The organism is Billgrantia tianxiuensis (genome assembly GCF_009834345.1).
Lineage (GTDB): Bacteria > Pseudomonadota > Gammaproteobacteria > Pseudomonadales > Halomonadaceae > Halomonas > Halomonas tianxiuensis.
Genome location: NZ_CP035042.1, coordinates 4,529,247 through 4,547,475, shown reverse-complemented (window position 1 = coordinate 4,547,475; position 18,229 = coordinate 4,529,247). Strand labels below are relative to the sequence as shown.

Annotated in this window: 17 protein-coding genes and 1 pseudogene; 10 read left to right on the top strand and 8 right to left on the bottom strand. The window is 65.4% G+C overall.

Translation table 11 applies throughout. From position 1 onward, the window contains the following. Positions 1–9 precede the first annotated feature (9 nt). Positions 10–780 (bottom strand): crotonase/enoyl-CoA hydratase family protein, encoded by a 771-nt coding sequence (locus tag EKK97_RS21280; protein ID WP_159555006.1) that lies wholly within the window; start codon positions 778–780, stop codon positions 10–12. Between the two features lie 197 nt (positions 781–977). After that, positions 978–1,883, bottom strand: a complete 906-nt coding sequence (locus EKK97_RS21275) for a LysR substrate-binding domain-containing protein (protein WP_159555004.1) — start codon at positions 1,881–1,883, stop codon at positions 978–980. A 207-nt stretch (positions 1,884–2,090) separates the two neighbouring features. Between EKK97_RS21275 and salA the strand changes: the two genes are divergently transcribed. Both salA and EKK97_RS21265 read left to right on the top strand, forming a co-directional pair. Further along, entirely contained in the window at positions 2,091–3,395 is a 1,305-nt protein-coding gene (gene salA, locus EKK97_RS21270; RefSeq protein WP_159555002.1) for a salicylate 1-monooxygenase, read from the top strand. A gap of 68 nt (positions 3,396–3,463) precedes the next feature. Next, positions 3,464–4,723 (top strand): benzoate/H(+) symporter BenE family transporter, encoded by a 1,260-nt coding sequence (locus EKK97_RS21265; RefSeq protein WP_159555000.1) that lies wholly within the window; start codon positions 3,464–3,466, stop codon positions 4,721–4,723. Positions 4,724–4,790: 67 nt separating this feature from the next. Here the strand turns inward: EKK97_RS21265 and EKK97_RS21260 are convergent, their stop codons facing one another. Genes EKK97_RS21260 through EKK97_RS21250 form a run of 3 tightly spaced genes read right to left on the bottom strand, consistent with a single transcriptional unit; the run spans position 4,791 to position 7,912 of the window. Then, positions 4,791–5,849, bottom strand: coding sequence for a TRAP transporter substrate-binding protein (locus tag EKK97_RS21260; protein ID WP_234287123.1), 1,059 nt, complete (start codon positions 5,847–5,849; stop codon positions 4,791–4,793). A gap of 33 nt (positions 5,850–5,882) precedes the next feature. After that, positions 5,883–6,851: a PDR/VanB family oxidoreductase gene (locus EKK97_RS21255; RefSeq protein WP_159554998.1), complete on the bottom strand. Its 969-nt coding sequence runs from the start codon at positions 6,849–6,851 to the stop codon at positions 5,883–5,885. Continuing rightward, positions 6,848–7,912, bottom strand: a complete 1,065-nt coding sequence (locus EKK97_RS21250; protein WP_159554996.1) for an aromatic ring-hydroxylating dioxygenase subunit alpha — start codon at positions 7,910–7,912, stop codon at positions 6,848–6,850. Before EKK97_RS21250 ends, EKK97_RS21255 begins: the two co-directional genes overlap by 4 nt. 175 nt (positions 7,913–8,087) lie before the next feature. On the opposite strand from EKK97_RS21250, the gene EKK97_RS21245 reads away from it, so the two are divergent. Next, on the top strand, positions 8,088–8,792 hold the full coding sequence (locus tag EKK97_RS21245; protein ID WP_159554994.1) for a GntR family transcriptional regulator: 705 nt from the start codon (positions 8,088–8,090) through the stop codon (positions 8,790–8,792). An 88-nt stretch (positions 8,793–8,880) separates the two neighbouring features. Here EKK97_RS21245 and EKK97_RS21240 read toward each other — a convergent pair whose 3' ends face one another. Both EKK97_RS21240 and EKK97_RS21235 read right to left on the bottom strand, forming a co-directional pair. Further along, a complete protein-coding gene (locus EKK97_RS21240) occupies positions 8,881–9,990 on the bottom strand; it encodes an NAD(P)-dependent alcohol dehydrogenase (RefSeq protein WP_159554992.1) in 1,110 nt (369 codons plus the stop codon). Positions 9,991–10,004: 14 nt separating this feature from the next. Next, on the bottom strand, positions 10,005–11,423 hold the full coding sequence (locus EKK97_RS21235) for an aldehyde dehydrogenase family protein (protein WP_159554990.1): 1,419 nt from the start codon (positions 11,421–11,423) through the stop codon (positions 10,005–10,007). A 217-nt stretch (positions 11,424–11,640) separates the two neighbouring features. Here EKK97_RS21235 and EKK97_RS21230 point away from each other — a divergent pair, with 217 nt between their 5' ends. The 6 genes and pseudogenes from EKK97_RS21230 to EKK97_RS26205 all read left to right on the top strand — a co-directional run bounded on the left by EKK97_RS21230 (position 11,641) and on the right by EKK97_RS26205 (position 15,750). Next, positions 11,641–12,279, top strand: coding sequence for an AraC-like ligand-binding domain-containing protein (locus tag EKK97_RS21230; RefSeq protein WP_159554988.1), 639 nt, complete (start codon positions 11,641–11,643; stop codon positions 12,277–12,279). 6 nt (positions 12,280–12,285) lie between these two features. Then, positions 12,286–12,648, top strand: a complete 363-nt coding sequence (locus EKK97_RS21225; protein WP_159554986.1) for a helix-turn-helix domain-containing protein — start codon at positions 12,286–12,288, stop codon at positions 12,646–12,648. A gap of 251 nt (positions 12,649–12,899) precedes the next feature. Next, positions 12,900–13,934 carry a TRAP transporter substrate-binding protein gene (locus tag EKK97_RS21220; protein ID WP_159554984.1) on the top strand — a complete coding sequence of 345 codons (1,035 nt, stop codon included), beginning with the start codon at positions 12,900–12,902 and terminating at the stop codon, positions 13,932–13,934. Positions 13,935–13,948: 14 nt separating this feature from the next. Next, positions 13,949–14,473 carry a TRAP transporter small permease gene (locus EKK97_RS21215; RefSeq protein WP_159554982.1) on the top strand — a complete coding sequence of 175 codons (525 nt, stop codon included), beginning with the start codon at positions 13,949–13,951 and terminating at the stop codon, positions 14,471–14,473. Continuing rightward, a pseudogene (locus EKK97_RS26210) lies at positions 14,466–15,157 on the top strand (TRAP transporter large permease subunit); the annotation flags it as partial. The gene EKK97_RS21215 and the pseudogene EKK97_RS26210, both read left to right, overlap by 8 nt. 56 nt (positions 15,158–15,213) lie before the next feature. Continuing rightward, the gene (locus EKK97_RS26205) at positions 15,214–15,750 is read left to right on the top strand and encodes a TRAP transporter large permease subunit (protein WP_422672913.1); all 537 of its coding nucleotides are present in this window, start codon (positions 15,214–15,216) and stop codon (positions 15,748–15,750) included. 61 nt (positions 15,751–15,811) lie between these two features. Here the strand turns inward: EKK97_RS26205 and EKK97_RS21205 are convergent, their stop codons facing one another. Continuing rightward, on the bottom strand, positions 15,812–16,726 hold the full coding sequence (locus EKK97_RS21205) for a helix-turn-helix domain-containing protein (protein WP_159554980.1): 915 nt from the start codon (positions 16,724–16,726) through the stop codon (positions 15,812–15,814). A 144-nt stretch (positions 16,727–16,870) separates the two neighbouring features. Between EKK97_RS21205 and pobA the strand changes: the two genes are divergently transcribed. After that, the gene (gene pobA, locus EKK97_RS21200) at positions 16,871–18,055 is read left to right on the top strand and encodes a 4-hydroxybenzoate 3-monooxygenase (protein ID WP_159554978.1); all 1,185 of its coding nucleotides are present in this window, start codon (positions 16,871–16,873) and stop codon (positions 18,053–18,055) included. Positions 18,056–18,229: the final 174 nt, after the last annotated feature.

The following is an 18,229-nucleotide window of genomic DNA, read 5'->3' as shown; positions in this document are numbered from 1 at the left end:
AGCCTTTCCTCAGGTGCGTGGGCCCTGGCCCTTCTTCTTGAAGAAGCTGCCGATGCGCTCGGCGACCTCGGGGCTGGTCTGGGTCAGGGCGGCGGTCAGCGACTCGACGAACAGGCCGTCGTCGCTGGACATGTTGTCGATGCGCGAGATGGCGGAAACCATGGCCCAGTTGGCCATGGGCGCGTTCTCGGCGATGCGGGAGGCCAACTGGCGGGCCTTGTCGAGGCTCTCTCCCTCGCCGACCACGTAGTGGGAAAGTCCGAGGCGCTGGCCCTCTTCGGCAGCCATGACGCGACCGGTCAGCATCATCTCGCACATGCGGCCGGGGCCGATGATGCCGGCGACCCGCACCGAGGCGCCGCCACCGACGAAGATGCCGTGGCGTCCTTCCGGCAACTGATAAACGGTGCTGGATTCGGCGACCCGTACATGGGTGGCGGTGGCAAGCTCCAGGCCGCCGCCGATCACCGCGCCCTGCATGGCGGTGACTACCGGAATGCCACCGTTCTGTAGCCGATCGAAGATGCGATGCCAGCCACGGGAGTGCTGCACCACGCCAAAGGGCTCGCGATGCTGGTGCTCGGCCAAGTCGAGGCCGGCGCAGAAGTGCTTGCCTTCGGCCGCAAGAATGATGACCCGGGTCTCTTTCGGGGTGGCAACCAGTGCCTCTTCCAAAGCGCTTAGCAGGTGATCGCTGACGGCGTTACGCTTCTCCGGCCGTGCCAGCGTGATGGTGTAGATGCTGTCGTCCAGAGTCGTCTTGACGAGTGTTTCGGTCATGGGGGCCTCGGCAGTCATTCGTCAGGCTGAGCGCTTGTTGGTCATAGATACTGTTGTGAGTATAAACAGTATAGAGGCTACAGCACCACCCCCAGCGGGTCATTCTCTGGGTGATACGTCTTTGGTCGAGGGAACGGACGTGTGCTGACGGCGAGGTAGAACGACAACGGCGGCCCGAGGGCCGCGGAGGGATGCCGTCACTCGGCAAACATCTCGAAGATCAGCCCGCGCAGCCAGCGATTGCCGGCATCCTGATGGAATCGCCGGTGCCAGAAGAGGTTGATCGGAATCTCGGGGAAGGGCACGGGGTGCTCGCGCACCGCCAGCCGGAACCGCTCTCGGGTTGCCTCGGTCAGCTTGTCGGTGACGGTCACCACCAGGTCGGTGCTGCTGACGATATAGGGCACCGCGGCGAAGTGGGGCAGCTCGAGCCTGATCGGTCGGCTGATGCGGGACCGGGCCAACTGCTCCTCCACGATGCCATGGCCGGTGCCCCGGGCCACCACCACGGCATGCTGGGCGGCGGCGAAGGCGTCCAGGTCGAACTCTCCCGCTGCCAGGGGATGGTCGGCCCGCATCAGACAGACATAGCGCTGCACGAAGAGCCCCTGCTGGTAGAAACCGGCGCCGAGCTGGGGAATCAGGCCGATGGCCAGGTCGATCCGTCCCTCTTCCATCTCCCGTTTCAGGTCCTCCTGCTGACTGCGCACCGTACTCAGGGCGATGCCCGGCGCCTCCCGGGCCAGGCGCTGGAGCAGGCGAGGCAGGAAAACGATCTCGCCGATGTCGGTCATGGCGATGTTGAAGGTGCGCTCGCTCACCGCCGGGTCGAAGTCCTCCGGTCGGTTGAGGGTTTCCTGCAGCCGGGCCAGGGCCTCGGCGATGGGCGGATGCAGGCGGGTCGCCAGCGGCGTCGGCATCAGGCCCTTGGAGGTGCGCTCGAAGAGTTCGTCGCCGAGCAGGATGCGTAGTCGCTTCAGGGCATGGCTGACCGCGGGCTGGGTGAGGCCGAGGCGCAGGGCCACCCGCTGGGTGTTCTGCTCCTGGTAGAGGAGGTCGAACACCACCAGCAGGTTCACGTCGATTTCCGACAGCTTGATCATGGCGTTCTCGTCGTCAGCGGGTATTTTCCGGCCGCTCTTGGAATGAAACAAAAGTCGAGTCTCGAAGGGTCGGAAATCATCCAGGTTATTGTTTTATAGATTTATTAGTCGTGTTTATGCAGTGAATGCAGGGGGCTGTGTGGTCGCCGGCGAGGGACGCGCCTAGCGTGAGGACACATCCTCCAGCCAGTTCACAGGAGCACGACCATGGTATCCAACCTCCAACCAAAACGCCTTTCCATCGGCATCGTCGGTGGCGGCATCGGCGGCGTGGCCTTCGCCGTGGCCCTGTCGCGGGATCCCGGCCTCGACGTGCACCTCTTCGAGGCCGCCGAGCGTTTCTCCGAGATCGGTGCCGGCGTCTCCTTCGGGCCCAACGCCGTGCGGGCCATTCAACTGCTCGGGCTGGAGAACTCCTACCGCCGCATCGCCGATGCCTCCCCGGCGCCCTTCGAGGACGTCTGGTTCGAGTGGCGGCGCGGCCGCGACGACGCCTATTTGACCGCCTCCCTGGCCCCCGGCTGCGGGCAGTCCTCGGTGCACCGGGCCGACTTCCTGGACGCCATCGTCGCCAATCTGCCCGAGGGCATCGCCCACTTCGGCAAGCGTTGTATCGAGGTGCAGCAGAATGGCGAGGGCGCCACCGCACGCTTTGACGACGGTACCTCCTTCACTGCCGATATCCTGATCGGCTACGACGGCATCAAGTCGGCGGTGCGCGAACACGTGCTGCCGCCGGCCCGGTACGGTGACCTTGGCCCGTTCTGGAGCGGCACCTACGCCTATCGCGGCATGATTCCCACCACGCAACTGGGGGCGGCGCTGGAAGAGCAGGGCGCCGACCGGCGGCTGGCGCTGGTACCGCAGATGTACCTCGGGCCAGATCGCCACATTCTGACTTTTCCGGTCAAGCAGTCCGAGCTGATCAACGTGGTGGCCTTCGTCACCGACCGCACCACCCCCAATCCCCGGCTGCCCGAGGGCGAGGAGTGGGTCAAGGCCGTGGCCCAACAGGAGATGTTGGAAGTCTTCGAGGGCTGGGGCGCCGCCTCCCAGGCCATCCTGGCGTGCATTCCCGAGCCGACCCGCTGGGCTTTGCATGAGCTACCGGAGTTGCCCTTCTATCACCGCGACCGGGTGCTGATCGTAGGGGACGCGGCCCATGCCATGGTGCCCCACCAAGGGGCGGGGGCCGGCCAGGCCCTGGAGGACGCCTACGTGCTGGCCAGCCTGCTGACCGATCAGGCCTGTACCCGGCAAAACGCCCAGCAAGCACTGGCGGCCTTCGAAGCGGTCCGCCACGCGCGCGCCTGCAGGGTGCAGCGTACCTCTCATGAAGCAGGGGACCTCTACGAGTACAGCGCTCCGGGTATTGGCGCTGACGAGGCACGGCTCGCCGCCGATCTGGAAACCCGTTTCGACTGGCTCTGGAACCATGACCTACGGAATGACGTGGCTGCGGCCAGAGTGCGCTTGGGGTGGGAGTCGGTGGCCTCTTTCGCAACGGCCTGACCCCCGCGCTACATGGGAGGCTCCTCCCAACACCTGAAGACAACGATAACAACCCCCTGGAGAACACCATGAAACACATCGAGAAGGGCGTCGGCCTCAGGTCCGCGCCCCGCGATTTCCTCAGAGACCTCAACGGCGATAACCTCAGCGCGGGCATCGTCGCCGGCATCTTCGGTCTCAGCGCCGGCATCATTCATATCAGTGCCGGCACTGCGGCAGGCCTCGACTCTCACTTCATCATGATCTGGGTCGTCAGCTACCTACTGATCAATGGTCTGTTCGGCCTCTTCGTGCCGGCCTACTACCGGCTCCCCCTGCCCATGGCCAACTCCATCCCCGGCGCCCTGCTATTCGCGGCGATCATTCCCGTGGTGGGGCTCGAGGCGGCCCTGGGGGCGACACTGGTGGCCGGTGCCATTGCACTGGTGGCCGGACTCGCAGGGGTGATGAGTCTCGTGATGAAGCTGATCCCCATGCCGATCGTGATGGGAATGGTTGCCGGTATCCTGCTCAAGTTCGGCCTCAACATGGTGGCTCCGCTGGAGAGCGCTCTGTTGCCGGCAGCCATCATGATCCTGGCCTTCTTCCTATCGGCACGCCTGCTGCGCCGGATGCCGCCGCTGATCGTGGCCATGCTGGCCGGTATCGCCTACATGGCCATGTCCGGCGTTGATCTGACTGGCGTCGAGTTTTCGGTGACCTTGCCCGAGTTCATCATGCCGGAGTTCACATTGGAGGCCTTCCTGGCCTATGGGCTGCCACTGGCTCTCATCCTGGTGGGGATGGAAACCCCGGCTGGAGTGGGCCTGGTGAAGGGCATGGGCTACAAGGAGGTGCCGGCCAACGCCATCACGGCAGTGGGCGGCTTTGCCACCATGATTTCCGCCTTCTTCAACCTGCACAGCACCTGTATCGCGGCTCCTGCCACAGGTATCTGCGCCTCACCAGAGGCTGGCGCGCAGGACAAGCGCTGGGTGGCGGCCGTCATTACCGGCGCCATATTCATGCTGGGCGCTCCCTTCTACGGCTATGTTGTCAGCCTCATCCAGGCGATGCCGGGCTATTTCATGGCCATCATTGCTGGCCTGGCGCTGCTGCGGGTAATTAGCTCCGCGATGCAAATGACCTTCATGGGCAAGCATGAAGTGGGGGCCATGTTCTCTTTCCTAATCGCCGCGTCTGGCCTGCAGATTCTGGGCATCGGCGCCTCCTTCTGGGCACTTGTGCTGGGCGTCTTTGTTTCGATGATCTTCGAGGCCAGGGATTTCGAGTTCACTCTTGGCCGGCCATGGGCCAAGCGGCCATCACTGGAAAAGAGAAGCGGCTGAATTTTTGCCAACAATGCCAACGGCGGGCTCCGGTGCCCGCCGTCGCTTTGTGATCCTTTTACGCTCCTCAGGCCTCGCAGCTTTCCTTCAGCTCCATTGCCGCCTCGTAGATCTCGCCGGCCTCGCCGCCGACTTCCTCCAGGTAGCCATCGATGGTTTGCTGCAGCTCCGGGCCCCACTCGGGATGGTCGAGCGCGTCTTCGATGACCAGGAACTCGTGGCCAGCCTCCTCGGCATCCTGGCGGCCCTGGCGGATCAGCTCGTCGTAGACCGCCGCGGCACGCAGCGACCACTCCATGCCGCTGTGGTCGTCGATCACCTGCTGCAGGTCCGCGGGCAGGCTGTCGTAGGTGCGCTGGTTCATGGTAGCGAACAGCGACAGGTCGTAGAGGGGCACTTCGGTGTGATAGCTGGCCAGCTCGTTGAGGCGGAAGGTCTTCATGCCCTCCCAGTTGAAGCTCAGTCCATCCACCACGCCGCGCTGCATGGAGGTGAAGACCTCGGGAGCCGGCATGCCCACGGCCTGGGCGCCGAGGCGGGTGAACATATCGCCGACCACCGGCGTGGGGCGGCGCAGGCGCAGGCCTTCCAGGTCTGCCGGCGTCTCGATCAGGCGCTCCTTGGTGTGCAGGTAGCCGGGACCGGTGGTGAACATGAACAGCGGCCGGGTATCGGAATACTCCTCGTCGAAGTGGCCCTGGTCGTAGAGCGACTGCAGGATACACGAGCCCTGGCGGCTGCTGGCCGAGACGCCGGGCAGCTCGACTACCTGGGTCAGGGGAAAGCGGCCGGCGTTGTAGCCCTGGGCAGTGGCGCCGATGTCGGCGATGCCGTTGACCACACCCTGGTAGGCACTGTCGGCTCCCGTCAGGGTGGCACCGGGAAAGACCTGCACCTGCAGGCGGCCATCGGATGCCTCCTCGACGCTCTCCGCCCAGGCCTGGAAGAGTTCGCGGTCGATCATTGAACCGCCGGGCCAGACGTGGGCGATGCGCAGGGTGGTGGCCTCGGCCAGAGCGGGTGTGGCCAGGAGGGCCGCAGTCAGGGCGCCGGTGAGGGCGCTCTTGTAGACGCTCTTCAGGCCACTCTTCGGGGAAAGCGCGGTCACGATCTTGCTGGGTGTCATGGGGGATTCCTCTTGTCGTTATGGGTGCAACACTTACAAGTCCAGAACCAGAACCTTGCTCTTGGCCCGTGAGCAGCAGGGGGTGAACTGGTCGTTGGCGGCATGCTCGTCGTCGTCCAGGTAGAGGTCGCGGTGGTCGGGCTCGCCCTCCAGCACCCGGGTCAGGCAGGTGCCGCAAACCCCCTGCTCGCAGGAAACCATGATCTCGATGCCATTCTCGGCCAGCACCTGATGCACCGTCTTGTCGGCGGGCACGGCGAAGCTGGCGCCGCTACTGGCGATCTTGACCTCGAAGCTGTCGTCGTCGGCGGTGTCGGCCACGGCGCCGGCGAAATACTCGGTGTGCAGCCGCTCGCTGGGCCAGCCTGCCGCCTTGCAGGCCGTCAGCACCGCTTCGATGAAACCGGTAGGGCCGCAGACGTAGACCCGGGTGTCGGGCTCCGGTGTTGCCAGCAGGGCTTTCAGGTCCAGCTTCTGCTCCGGCGCGCCGTCGTCGAAGTGGAAGTGCACCCGCTCGGCGAAGCCGGAGGCGGCAATGCGCTGACGAAAGGCGGTGCGCTCGGGTGAACGGGTGCAGTAGTGCAGCGCGAACTCGGCTTGGGTATGAGCCAGGCGCTCGGCCATGCACAGCAGCGGCGTGATGCCGATGCCGCCGGCCAGCAGCAGGGTGCGCGCGGCCGGCTTGAGCGGAAAATGATTCTTGGGCGCGCTGATCTGGATCAGGTCGCCCACCTGGATCTCCTCGTGCATGGCCACCGAGCCGCCCCGTGAGGCGGGATCGCGCAGCACGCCGATCAGGTAGCGGTCGCGCTCCTCGGGGTGATTGCACAGCGAGTACTGGCGAATCAGGCCGCTTTTGACCTGCACGTCGAGGTGGGCGCCGGCGCTGAACGCCGGCAGTGGCCGACCGTGGGGATCGGCCAGCTCGAAGGTGACGATGTCCCGGGCCTCGTCGTGGCGCGCCTTGACCTCGACGATCAGCGAGAGGGGAACGCTGCTCATGGGGTGACGCCCTCCCTGGCGGTTCGCTCCTCGGTGAGGATGCGGTCGATGATGCGCCTGGCCTGTACGCCGCCGCCGTCGATGTTGAGCTTGAGCAGCTGGCGCTCCGGATAGCGCAGCAGGTTGCGCTGCTGGGCCTCGAGCATCTCCAGGTCTTCGGCGAAGATCTTGCCCTGGCCCTCGCGGATCTTGTCGGTGAGTTCGCTGTCCTCCGGCTTGAAGTTGCGTGCCATGCCCCAGAAGTACCAGATCGAGGTATCGGTTTCAGGAGTGATGAAATCGACCACGATGCTGGACGCCTTGACCGCCGCCGGCGCGTCGTAGCCGCCATTGCCGGCATGGGCCACGCCCACGTCGATATGCACGTGGCTCGGCGGGGTGAAGCGGCAGATCTGCCAGCGGTCCACCGGCACGTCGTCGGCCAGGCCGCAGCCGCGCAGCGCCGCCTGCCAGAAGGGCGGCGCCGGAATGTTTTCCATGTGACGGCTGGTAATCACTTCGTCGCCCTGGACTGTCGTCTCGGGAGCGGCCTCCTCGATCTCCGGCTGGCCGATGCTGGAGGCGTGCACGTAGGTCTCATGGGTCAGGTCCATGAGGTTGTCGATCATCAGGCGATATTCGCAGCGGACGTGATAGAGGCCGCCGCCGTAGGCCCAGTCGGGACTGTTGGCCCAGTGCAGCTCGGGGATCAGGCTCGGGTCGGCCTGTTCGGGATCTCCCGGCCACAGCCACACGAAGCCGTGGCGCTCCACTACCGGGTAGGCGCGGATGCTGGGGAAGCCACGCACGCGCTGGCCAGGCATGCCGGCGCACTTGCCGTCGCAGCCCATCTCCAGGCCGTGGTAACCGCACACCAGCTTGCCGTCGCGTACGAAACCCAATGACAGCGGGGCACCGCGGTGGGGACAGAAGTCCTCCACCGCGGCAACGCGGCCTTCGTCGCCGCGAAAGAGTACGATGGGCTCGTTGCAGATGGTACGTCCCAGCGGCTTGCTCTCGATCTCGTCCGGGGTGCAGGCGACGTACCAGGTGTTCTTGGGGAAGGGAGCCTGTTTCGTCATGGTGTCTCCTCGGCTGCGTCGGCGTGCTTCATGGCATGACGCGGCGCTTTGGTCTCGGTCAGGAATGTTATGATTGGATCCAAAGTAGAGCTTTAGGCTTTCGTTTTGGTCAATATATGCTTTAGTTGGATCCATTCGCGATCTCGAAAGGTGCTACTAGGAATGGGGGACAGGCGTGAGCAGCAGCGACAAGAGCGTGGTGAGCCGGTTACGCAAGCTGATCGGCGAGGGCTTCTATCAGCCCGGTGAGCGCATCGGCGAGGTGGCGGTGGCGGAGCAACTGGGCGTCTCGCGCACCCCGGTACGCCTGGCCTTCCGTACTCTGGAGCAGGAGGGGCTGCTACAGCAGGCCGGCAAGCGCGGCTTCATGGTGCGCGAGTTCACCGAGGCGGACGTACTCTGCGCGGTGGAGGTTCGCGGGGTGCTGGAAGGGCTGGCAGCCCGTCGTCTGGCCGAGCAGGGGTTGTCTCAGGAGCTGGATGCCGAGCTGCAGGTTTGGATCCAAAGGGGAAGGGAGCTGCTGGCCAAGGGGTTTCTCGAGGAGCGCGACGTCGACGTCTGGAGCGAGCTCAACCGCCACTTCCACGAAACCATCGTCGGCTCGGCCGGCAGCCCGGTGATCGGCGATGCCATTGCCCGCAACAACCATCTGCCCTTTGCCGCCGCCGACTCCATCGTCATCGACAGCGAAGCGCTCGACCGGGAGTACCGCAAGCTGCAGCTGGCTCAGACCCAGCACGAGCTGGTGTTCCAGGCGCTGCGCCACGGCGAGGGCGCCCGCGCCGAGATGCTGATGCGCGAGCACGCCTTCATCGGCCTGCGCTACGGCGAGCTGCTGGGGTTGGGGCCCGGGCTTGGCCAGCCGCGAGCCGACGACTGAGCGCTGCCCAGGGGCGTGAGCGTGTTTGCCGGGGCAGGCGCACCGCCGGATGGCGCTGCGTCTGCCTCGGCCGTGTTCATGGGCTTTATCAGGGTGAGGGAAAGCGCACGATGGGTTTGACGACCCGGCCGTGCTCGGCGTCGTCGATGGCCTGGTTGATCTGCTCGAACTCGTAGTAGGTCACCAGCCGGTCGAACGGGAAGCGGCCACCTTCGTACAGTCGGATCAGCGACGGGATGAAGTGATCCGGCAGCGAGTCGCCCTCGACGATGCCCCTCAGGCTGCGGCCCGCCGACATCATGTGGCTCAGATTCAGCTCCAGGGTGCTGCTGGGGTCCGAGGCGCCGAGGATGCCGCAGGTGCCACGGGGCGCCAGTACCGCCACGGCCTGCTGGATGACCGGCGCCAGGCCGGTGGTATCCAGGGCGTGATCGACACCCGAGCCGCCGGCGGCCTGACAGATCTGTTCCACCACCCCGGGCGAGTCGGCCACGAAGGCGTGGCTGGCGCCGAGTTCCAGGGCCAGTTCCAGACGCTGGCGGTTGCGGTCCACCGCGATGATGGTGGTTGCCCCGGCGACCACGCCGGCCATGATGGCCGACAGGCCGACCGACCCAGTGCCGAACACTGCCAGCGAGTCGCCCGGTGCGACCCGCAGCGAGTTGAGCACCGCGCCGGCACCGGTTTGCACCCCGCAGGCCAGCGGCCCCAGCAGCTCCAGCGGGGCCGAGCGGGGCACCTTGACCACGTTGCGCTCATGGCACAGCGAGTGGCTGGCGAAGGAGGACTGGCCGAAGATGTTGCCGTATATCATCTTGCCCGCCTGGGACAGGCCGCTCGAGCCGTCTGCCCGGGTGCCGAGGAAGTTGCGCGGGAAGAAGTCGTGGCAGTAGCTGGCCTGCCCCTTGTCGCAGCTGGCGCAGTGGCCGCACGAGTTGTAGGTCATGACCACGTGATCGCCGACGGCGACCTTGGTGACGCCGCTGCCCACCTGCTCGACGATACCGGCCCCCTCGTGGCCCAGCACTACCGGCTGTGGCGTGGGGAGATGCTGATCGCGCATGACGATGTCGGTGTGACAGATACCGGTGGCCACCAGGCGCACCAGGACCTCACCGGCCCGGGGCGGCTCCAGTTGCAGCGTCTCCAGGGAGAGCGGGGCCTGTGGCGCGCGGGCCACGGCTGCTTTGATTTCCATGGCTTGTGCTCCTCTCACTGGGCCGACTTGGCGACCACCACCGACTGGATAGCGGTGTATTCGTGCAGCCCCGCCTCGGAAAACTCCACGCCGATGCCGGACTGTTTGTGGCCGCCGAAAGGAATGTGCGGAGCCATGGCAAAGTGCTGATTGACCCAGGCGCTGCCCGTTTCCAGCCGGCTGGCGATGCGCTCGCCCCGCTCGACGTCACGCGTCCATACCGAGCCGCCCAGGCCATAGGGCGAGCAGTTGGCGCGGCGTACCGCATCCTCGACGTCGTCGAAGCGCAGCAGCGAGCGCACCGGGCCGAAGATCTCCTCGTCCACCACCGGGTTGCCCTCCTCGATGTCCCGGATCAGCGTCGGTTCGACGTAATACCCCGGGCCGTAGGTGCGACCGCCGGCGATGATGCGCCCGTACTGGGGGGCGAGCTCGAGCGTCCGCTTCACCGCCTCGAACTGGCGGCGGTTCTGCACCGGGCCGAACTGGATGGTCGGGTCCAGCCCATCGCCCACCTTGGCGGAGCGCGCCAGCTCGGCGAGCGCGTCGCACATCGGCTCGTAGATGGCGGAGTGGATATAGAGCCGCTTGATCGACATGCACACCTGGCCCGAGTTGACGAACGCCAGGCCGAACAGCTGCGGGGCCACGGCCGCTACGTCGACGTCGTCGAGCACGATGGCGGCGTCGTTGCCGCCCAGCTCCAGGGTGAGGCGCTTCAGGCTGTCGGCGGCGGAGCGCATCACCGCGCGTCCGCTGGCGGTGGAGCCGGTGAAGGAGATCTTGTCGATGTCCGGATGCTCGGCCAACAGTGGGCCGATGTCGCCGCCGTCCGGCACGACGTTGATCACCCCCGGTGGAACCAGGTCGGCGATGAGCTCGCCTAGGCGCAGCGTGGCGAGAGGCGTAGTGGGGCTCGGCTTGACCAGGCAGGTATTGCCGGTGAGCAGCGCGGGGCCGAGCTTGTAGCAGGCCATCACCAGCGGGAAGTTCCAGGGCACGATGGCGGCCACGACGCCCAACGGACGGCGGTGCAGCTCGGCGCGCTGCTGCGCGTCGTCCTGCAGTATTCGCGGAGAGAGATCGGCATTGGCAAGGAAGCGCAGGATCGCCGGTGCCTGAAAGGTTTCCACCTTGGAGCCTGCCAGGGGCTTGCCCTGCTCGAGGGTGATCAAGTGCTCCAGCTCCTCGGCATTCGCCTCGATGCGATCGGCGATGGCAAGCAGCACCTGGCGCCGCTGCTCCAGCGGCGTATCCCGCCAGGCGGGCCAGGCCTCGCGGGCAGCGCGAATGGCGCGCTCGGTCTCTTCCGGGGTGGCGCGGGGGCAGTAGGCCACTACCTCTTCGTTGCTGGGGTTGATCACCGCCATCTGGCGAGTGCCCGTGGTCAATTCGCCGTCGATCAGGGCATGGAAGGCATGGGAAGTGGGCATGGCGTTCTCCTGTTGTTGTTTACGTCTGTTGTTTCGTCCGGGTAACGGCCATTCAGCCTCGCCATGCCATGCCGGTCTTGCGTATCCGTGCAGAGACGTTGTCGAATCCTGCAGTGATCGCTTGCCAAGTTGGGGCGTCTTGGACCACTCTGTATGTCGAGTTTGTTGTAAGTGGCAATAAATAATGTCAATAACAATTGCTGCGGAGACGCCGGAGATGAACACCTTCGCCCCTCGGAGCGACGCGCCTCCCGCTGGGATGCCGTCGCCAGCCCCATCCGACGCCAGCCTGCGTGCCACCTGCCTGCGCACCACCAGTCTGGAGCACTTCGTCAGCTCCAGCAGCGCCCATCTGCCGCCTTTGGAGGTCGTGCCCCAGACATCGACATTCCGCGCCAGCCTGCGGGGCCGAAACTTGCACAGCGGTCAGCTGATTCAGTTGGCCAGCTCGCCGGTGCGGGTCACGCGTACGCCGCGCATGGCCAATAACACCAGCGCCGACCATACCTTCAAGCTGGTGTGGCAACTGCAGGGTGGGGCCGAGATGGAGCAGGGCAACCGCACCATCCGCCTGGACGCCGGGCAGATGTCGATCTATCACCTCTCGACGCCCTACCGCCTGCATACCTTCGGCGATTATCGCGTGCTGATGCTGAGTCTCGATCTGGCCGACATGCCGGAGTGGCGGCAGCTGGCCGAACGCTGCCAGGGGCAGGTGCTGCCGTGGGATGCCGCCGTGCAGGGAGCCCTGGCGGCGCTGCGTTCGCAGCTGGTGTGGGGTGACGACCCCATGGTGGCCAAGGTGGAGGAGGTGGCGCTCGAGCTCGTCTTCGATTTTCTCTGGCGGCGTCAATGACAGCAGTTGCATTGCGCCCCCATGCCGAGCGAGCGGCTGGTCAGGGCGCGGCGCCTGGTGTTGGAACGGCTCGCCGATCCGAGCCTGGCGCCTGAGGATCTGGCGAGCGCTCTGAACCTGTCGATGCGCGCGCTCTATGACGAGTTTCGTCGACACCAGCTGGCGCCGCCGGCCACTTTCATTCGCGAGCTGCGTCTGGAGCGCTGCTACCTGGCGCTGCTGGATGCCGCGAATCGACGCAACACCATCACCCACATCGCCCTGGAGCATGGCTTCGTCGACGGCGCGCACTTTGCCCGGATATTCCGTCAGCGCTACGGAATCTCTCCCGCGGAGCTGCGCAGGCGGCAGGGGTCGCTGGAGCACTGAGATCACGGCACGTTCCCTTGTCTCTGTCACGTCACCTTTGAAAAGTCCAAATTAATATTCCTTTTGTCCTTTTTTATGGGCAAATGGGTGCTTTTCCTTTGTCATAAGCAACGGAAAATCCAAGCGACATAGACTAATGTCGATTATCGAGAGGGGCAGTGGTGGGGTAGCTTAGTCGATAAGCCGAACGTGTGTTCGTTTTGCGAACAATGGCACTGAGAATCGACTACAACGACCCCGGAGGCACCCTCATGAACCGTGTCCTGTCCCGCTGCCTGCTGGCGGCTTCCATCGCTGGGCTTACTGCCGCGTCCGCCGCGCAGGCCTCCACCACCCTGCGCATGTCGCATTTCTGGCCGGACGGTTCCGGCATCAACCAGGAGATCTTCCAGGCCTGGGCCGATGCCGTGCAGGAGGCCTCCGGCGGCGAGCTTACGGTCGAAAACTATCCGTCCCAGACCCTGACCCGTGCCGACCAGGCCTACCAGGGCGCGGTCAACGGGATCTCCGACATCGCCATCACCGCCCAGGGCTACACAGCAGGCCGCTTCCCGCTGTCGCAGATCGTCGAGCTGCCGGGCGTTTCCGATACCGCCAGTCAGGGGGCGTGCATCCTGCAAACCCTCTACGACGATGGCCATATCGCCAGCGAATACGACGACACCAAGGTACTGTTCATGTTCACCACGGGACCGGGCTACCTGCACACCGTGGACAACGACATCCAGTCGCCCGCCGATCTTTCCGGCCTGCGCATCCGCCGCCCCACCGCCGTGGCCGGCGAGATGCTCGAGCAGCTCGGCGCCCAGCCGGTCGGCATGCCGGCGCCGGACATCTACACCTCGCTGCAGCGTGGTGTGATCGACGGCCTCAGCTTCCCCTGGGAGGGCATGAAGGTCTTCCGTCTCAACGAGTTGGCCAACTACCACACCCAGGTTCCGTTCTATTCGCTGGTCTTCGTCGCCACCATGAACCAGAACAGCTTCGATCGCCTGAGCCCCGAGCAGCAGGCTGCCATCGAGGCCAACATGGGCATGCAGTGGAGCGAGGTGGCTGGCCGGGTGTTCGATGGCCTGGATGAGGCCGGCAAGCAGGAAGCCGAGGAGGCCGGGCACACCATTCGCGTGATCGACAACCCGCTGGAGCACGACGAATGGGCCGGTCCGCTCGAGGCAGGTATCGAGAACTACCTGAGCGAGCTCGAAGGCCGCGGCCTGGACAATGCTCGCGACGTCTATGATGCCGCCATGGCGGCGCGCGAGGCCTGCTCCGTCGAGCAGGGCTGAGCCGGGAGCCTGCGATGCAAGCCTTGTCGTTCGTGAGTCGCCAGCTGGCACGGCTGTGCCTGCTGGTGGCGGGTCTGGCGCTGCTCGGCCTGATGGGCGTGACCATCGTCGACGTGCTGCTGCGCCTGGTGTTCCGGCTGTCGGGAGGTGCGCTGAACTGGAGCGTGATCGGCAGCGTCGAGCTGGTGCGCTATCTGCTCATGTTCTCTCTGCTGGCGGCGATGGCCGCCAGCGTGGAGCGCAGTCAGGTCGTGGTGGAGGCCTTCAGCCATGGCCTGTCGCCAACGCTCAAGGAGCGCCTGGGCGGCCTTTTCCTGCTCGGTTTCGTGGTGCTGGGGGCGGTGATGGCGATCGGCCTGTGGCAGGAGGCGGGCATTGCCGCCCAGCGTGGCCAGGTGACCCAGGACCTGCGCATTCCCATGGCGCCGATCTATCAGTTCGGTGCCGTGCTGTGTGCGTTGCTGGCGCTGCGCAGCCTGGTTCACGCTGCGCTTGGGACACTCTTCGCCACCGAGGGAGGAGGTGTCCACCATGAGTAGCGAAATGATCGGTGGTATCGGCCTCGTCGGCCTGCTGCTGTTGCTGGTGCTGCGGGTGCCCGTGGCACTCTCGATGCTGGTCGTCGGCGTGGTGGGCTTCGCCCAGGTGATCTCCTGGGGCGCGGCGCTCTCCATGGTCAAGTCGGTGCCGGTGGACGTGCTCTCCAGCTACAGCTTCAGCGCGATTCCCATGTTCATTCTCATGGGCGTGCTCGCCGCGCACTCGGGCATGGCCGGGATGCTGTTCAACTCGACGCGCACCATCTGCGGTGGCTGGAAGGGCGGCATGGCGATCGCCACGGTGGGCTCCTGCGGAGTGTTCTCGGCGATCTCCGGTTCTTCCCTGGCAACCGCCAGCACCATGACCCGCGTAGCACTGCCGGAAATGGAGAAGCACGGCTATGCGCGTTCGCTGGCTACCGGCACCCTGGCGGCGGGGGCACTCTGGGCATCATGATCCCGCCCAGCATCGCGCTGCTGATCTACGCCATCATCACCGAGCAGTCGGTGGGCGACATGTTTGCCGCGGGGATCATCCCCGGCCTGCTGGGGCTCGTCTTCTATGCCCTGACGGTCAGCGTGGTGATGCGTCTCAAGCCCGACCTGGCGGTGCCCGGCGAACCCACCAGCTTCGCCGACAAGTTTCGCTCGCTGGCCGGCCTGCTGCCCTTCTTCACGGTGTTCGTGATCATCATCGCCGGCATCTACCAGGGCATGTTCACGCCCACCGAGGGGCCAGCGTGGGTGCCTTCGCGACCCTGCTGTATGCCTTCTACAAGGGCATGCGCCTGGCCGGGCTGTGGCAGAGCGTGCAGGAGACCCTGGCGCTGTCGGCGGTGGTGTTCTTCATGCTGGTGGGGGCCGAGACCCTGGGCTACTTCATCTCGGTGTCGCGGATCTCCTTCACCATCAGCACCTTCCTCGGCGGCCTGGACGTGCCGACCATGGTGATCCTGCTGTTGATCCTGCTGCTCTATTTCGTGCTCGGCATGTTCATGGACTCGATCGCCATGCTGGTGATCACGGTGCCGGTGGTGTTCCCGATCATCACCATGCTCGGCATCGATCCGGTGTGGTTCGGCATCCTCACCGTATTGACGGTGGAGCTGGGGCTGGTGACGCCCCCGGTGGGCATGAACGTGTTCGTGATCAAGGCGATGGCGCCACACGTGGGGCTGGGCGAGATCTACCGCGGGGTGGCGCCGTTCATCGTGGCGGACCTGTTGCGCCTGGCACTGCTGATCGCCTTCCCTATCCTGACGCTGTGGATGCTGTAGCAGGTTCGCCTCGGCGTTCACGCTAATGGCGCATCATGGCCCTGCCCGTCGGCAGGGCCTTTTACCGTGCGGGTTCGTCAAGACTCTGGCGCAGGCGGAACGCCTTGGGGGAGAGGCCGGTGTTGCGCTTGAAGAAGCGCGTGAAGTAGGCCGGCTCGGAGAAGCCCAAGCTGTCGGCAACCTGGCTGATGGTCATGTTGGTGTAGGTGAGCTGACGCTTGGCCTCCAGCAGCAGGCGCTCATGGAGCAATTGGAGCGCGCTGCGGTCCGCCAGCCGTCGGCACAGGGCGTTGAGGTGGGCGCTGCTCATGCCTAGCTGCTCGGCGAAGCGCTCGACGCTGGGCTGCTGGCGGTATTGCGCCTCGATCAGCGCCTGGAAGTTTGTCAGATGCTCGTGCCCGCGGTCGCGCTGGCGCGGCCTGGGGGAACTGTCGTGCAAGCCGTGCGGCTCGGCCAGGCGGGAAAGCGCCACCGCCAGCGCCTGGACCAGGGCGCTCAACATGCGGTCGCGCCCCGGCGCGGGCTGGCGGTATTCGGCATCGATCTGTTCCACCAGGGCGGCCAGGCGCCGGGCCTGCGGCGACTGTGTCAGCGGATGGTAGTCGGCGTGGCGCAGCACTCTGGCCTGCTCCTCGAGCCGCTGCCCGAGCTGCTCGGCCAGCGGTTGCGCCAGGGTGACGATATGTCCTTCGATGTCCTGCGAGAAGCGAAAGCCGTGGATGGTCATCGCCGGCACCACGATCACCAGCGGCCCCTGCAGCTCCTGCTGCGTGCCTTCGAGTTCCAGCTTCACCTGGCCGGAGGCGATATGCAGCACATGCACCAGGTCGGCATGGCGATGGGGGCGGATATGCCAATCGTGTAGCCGGCTGCGTTCGGGAATCGACTCGCAGTGCAGCAGGTCCGGCGTTGGCCAGTGGCGGGTTTCGCCGTAGAGCTTGAAGACGGGAACGGGAGCCTGCGCTGGGTGGCTCATGGGCGCCTCCTGGTCCGGCGGTGCGACCAAAGTCGATATGGGGTGCGTCAAAAGTCCAAGTAACAGTAGGAATCTTGCCTTAAATCCCATTCTTTTTCATTGAAAAATGCAACTCATATATGACAGCGAGATGAGGCATCTTTCATGAAAACCCAGGTCGCCATCATCGGTGCCGGACCCTCCGGGCTGCTGCTCGGCCAGTTGCTGAGCCGCCAAGGCATCGACAACGTGATTCTCGAGCGCAAGAGCGGTGAGTACGTGCTTAGCCGTATTCGCGCCGGCGTGCTGGAGCAGGGCATGGTCGACCTGCTGCGCGAAGCGGGCGTCGATGCCCGCATGAACGAGGAGGGCCTGCCCCACGACGGCGTCGAGCTGGCCTTCGACAACCGCCGCGTGCGGGTCGACCTGGCCGGATTGACCGGCGGCAAGACGGTGATGGTCTATGGCCAGACCGAGGTCACCCGCGACCTGATGGAAGCCCGCGAGGCGATCGGCGGCACGACGATCTACGAAGCCGACAACGTGCAGCCGCACGATCTCGAAACCGACGCTCCCTACCTCACCTTCGAGAAGGACGGCGAAACCGTGCGCCTCGACTGCGACTACGTGGCCGGCTGCGACGGCTTCCACGGCGTGTCGCGCCAGTCGATCCCCAAGGACCGCATCAGGGAGTTCGAGAAGATCTACCCGTTCGGCTGGCTGGGCCTGCTGGCCGATACGCCGCCGGTCTCCGACGAGCTGATCTACGCCCGCCACGAGCGCGGCTTTGCCCTATGCAGCATGCGCTCGCCGACCCGCAGCCGCTACTACGTGCAGGTGCCGCTCGACGAGAAGGTCGAGGAGTGGTCGGACGAGCGCTTCTGGGACGAGCTCAAGCGCCGCCTGCCCGAGGACGTGGCAGCCAAGCTGGTCACCGGCCCTGCGCTGGAGAAGAGCATCGCGCCGCTGCGCAGCTTTGTGGTCGAGCCGATGCAGTACGGCAAGCTGTTCCTGGTAGGTGATGCCGCCCACATCGTGCCACCCACCGGGGCCAAGGGGCTGAACCTTGCCGCCAGCGACGTCAATACGCTCTACCGGCTGCTGGTGAAGGTCTACCACAAGGGCCGCACCGACCTGATCCCCAACTATTCGCGGACTTGCCTGAAGCGTATCTGGAAGGCCGAGCGCTTCTCCTGGTGGATGACCTCGCTGCTGCACAAGTTCTCCGACGAGGAGGGCTTCGAGACCCGCATGCAGCAGGCCGAGCTCGACTACCTCACCTCATCGGAGGCCGGCCTCAAGACCATCGCCGAGAATTACGTCGGCCTGCCCTACGAGTCGCTCGAATAGCGGCAGCCTTCCCTTTTCCTCCTTGACCCGGGCGCTGGCGGTTGGCCCGGGTTTTTTCATGGGCGAGAGGAGGCGCCAAGGTAAGACTAAGGTAGGGTTTGGGGCGGTGGGTTAACCCAGTACTCTCGTTGTCATCGCGAATATGTGTACGCTTAGCGAACATTCAACAAACGA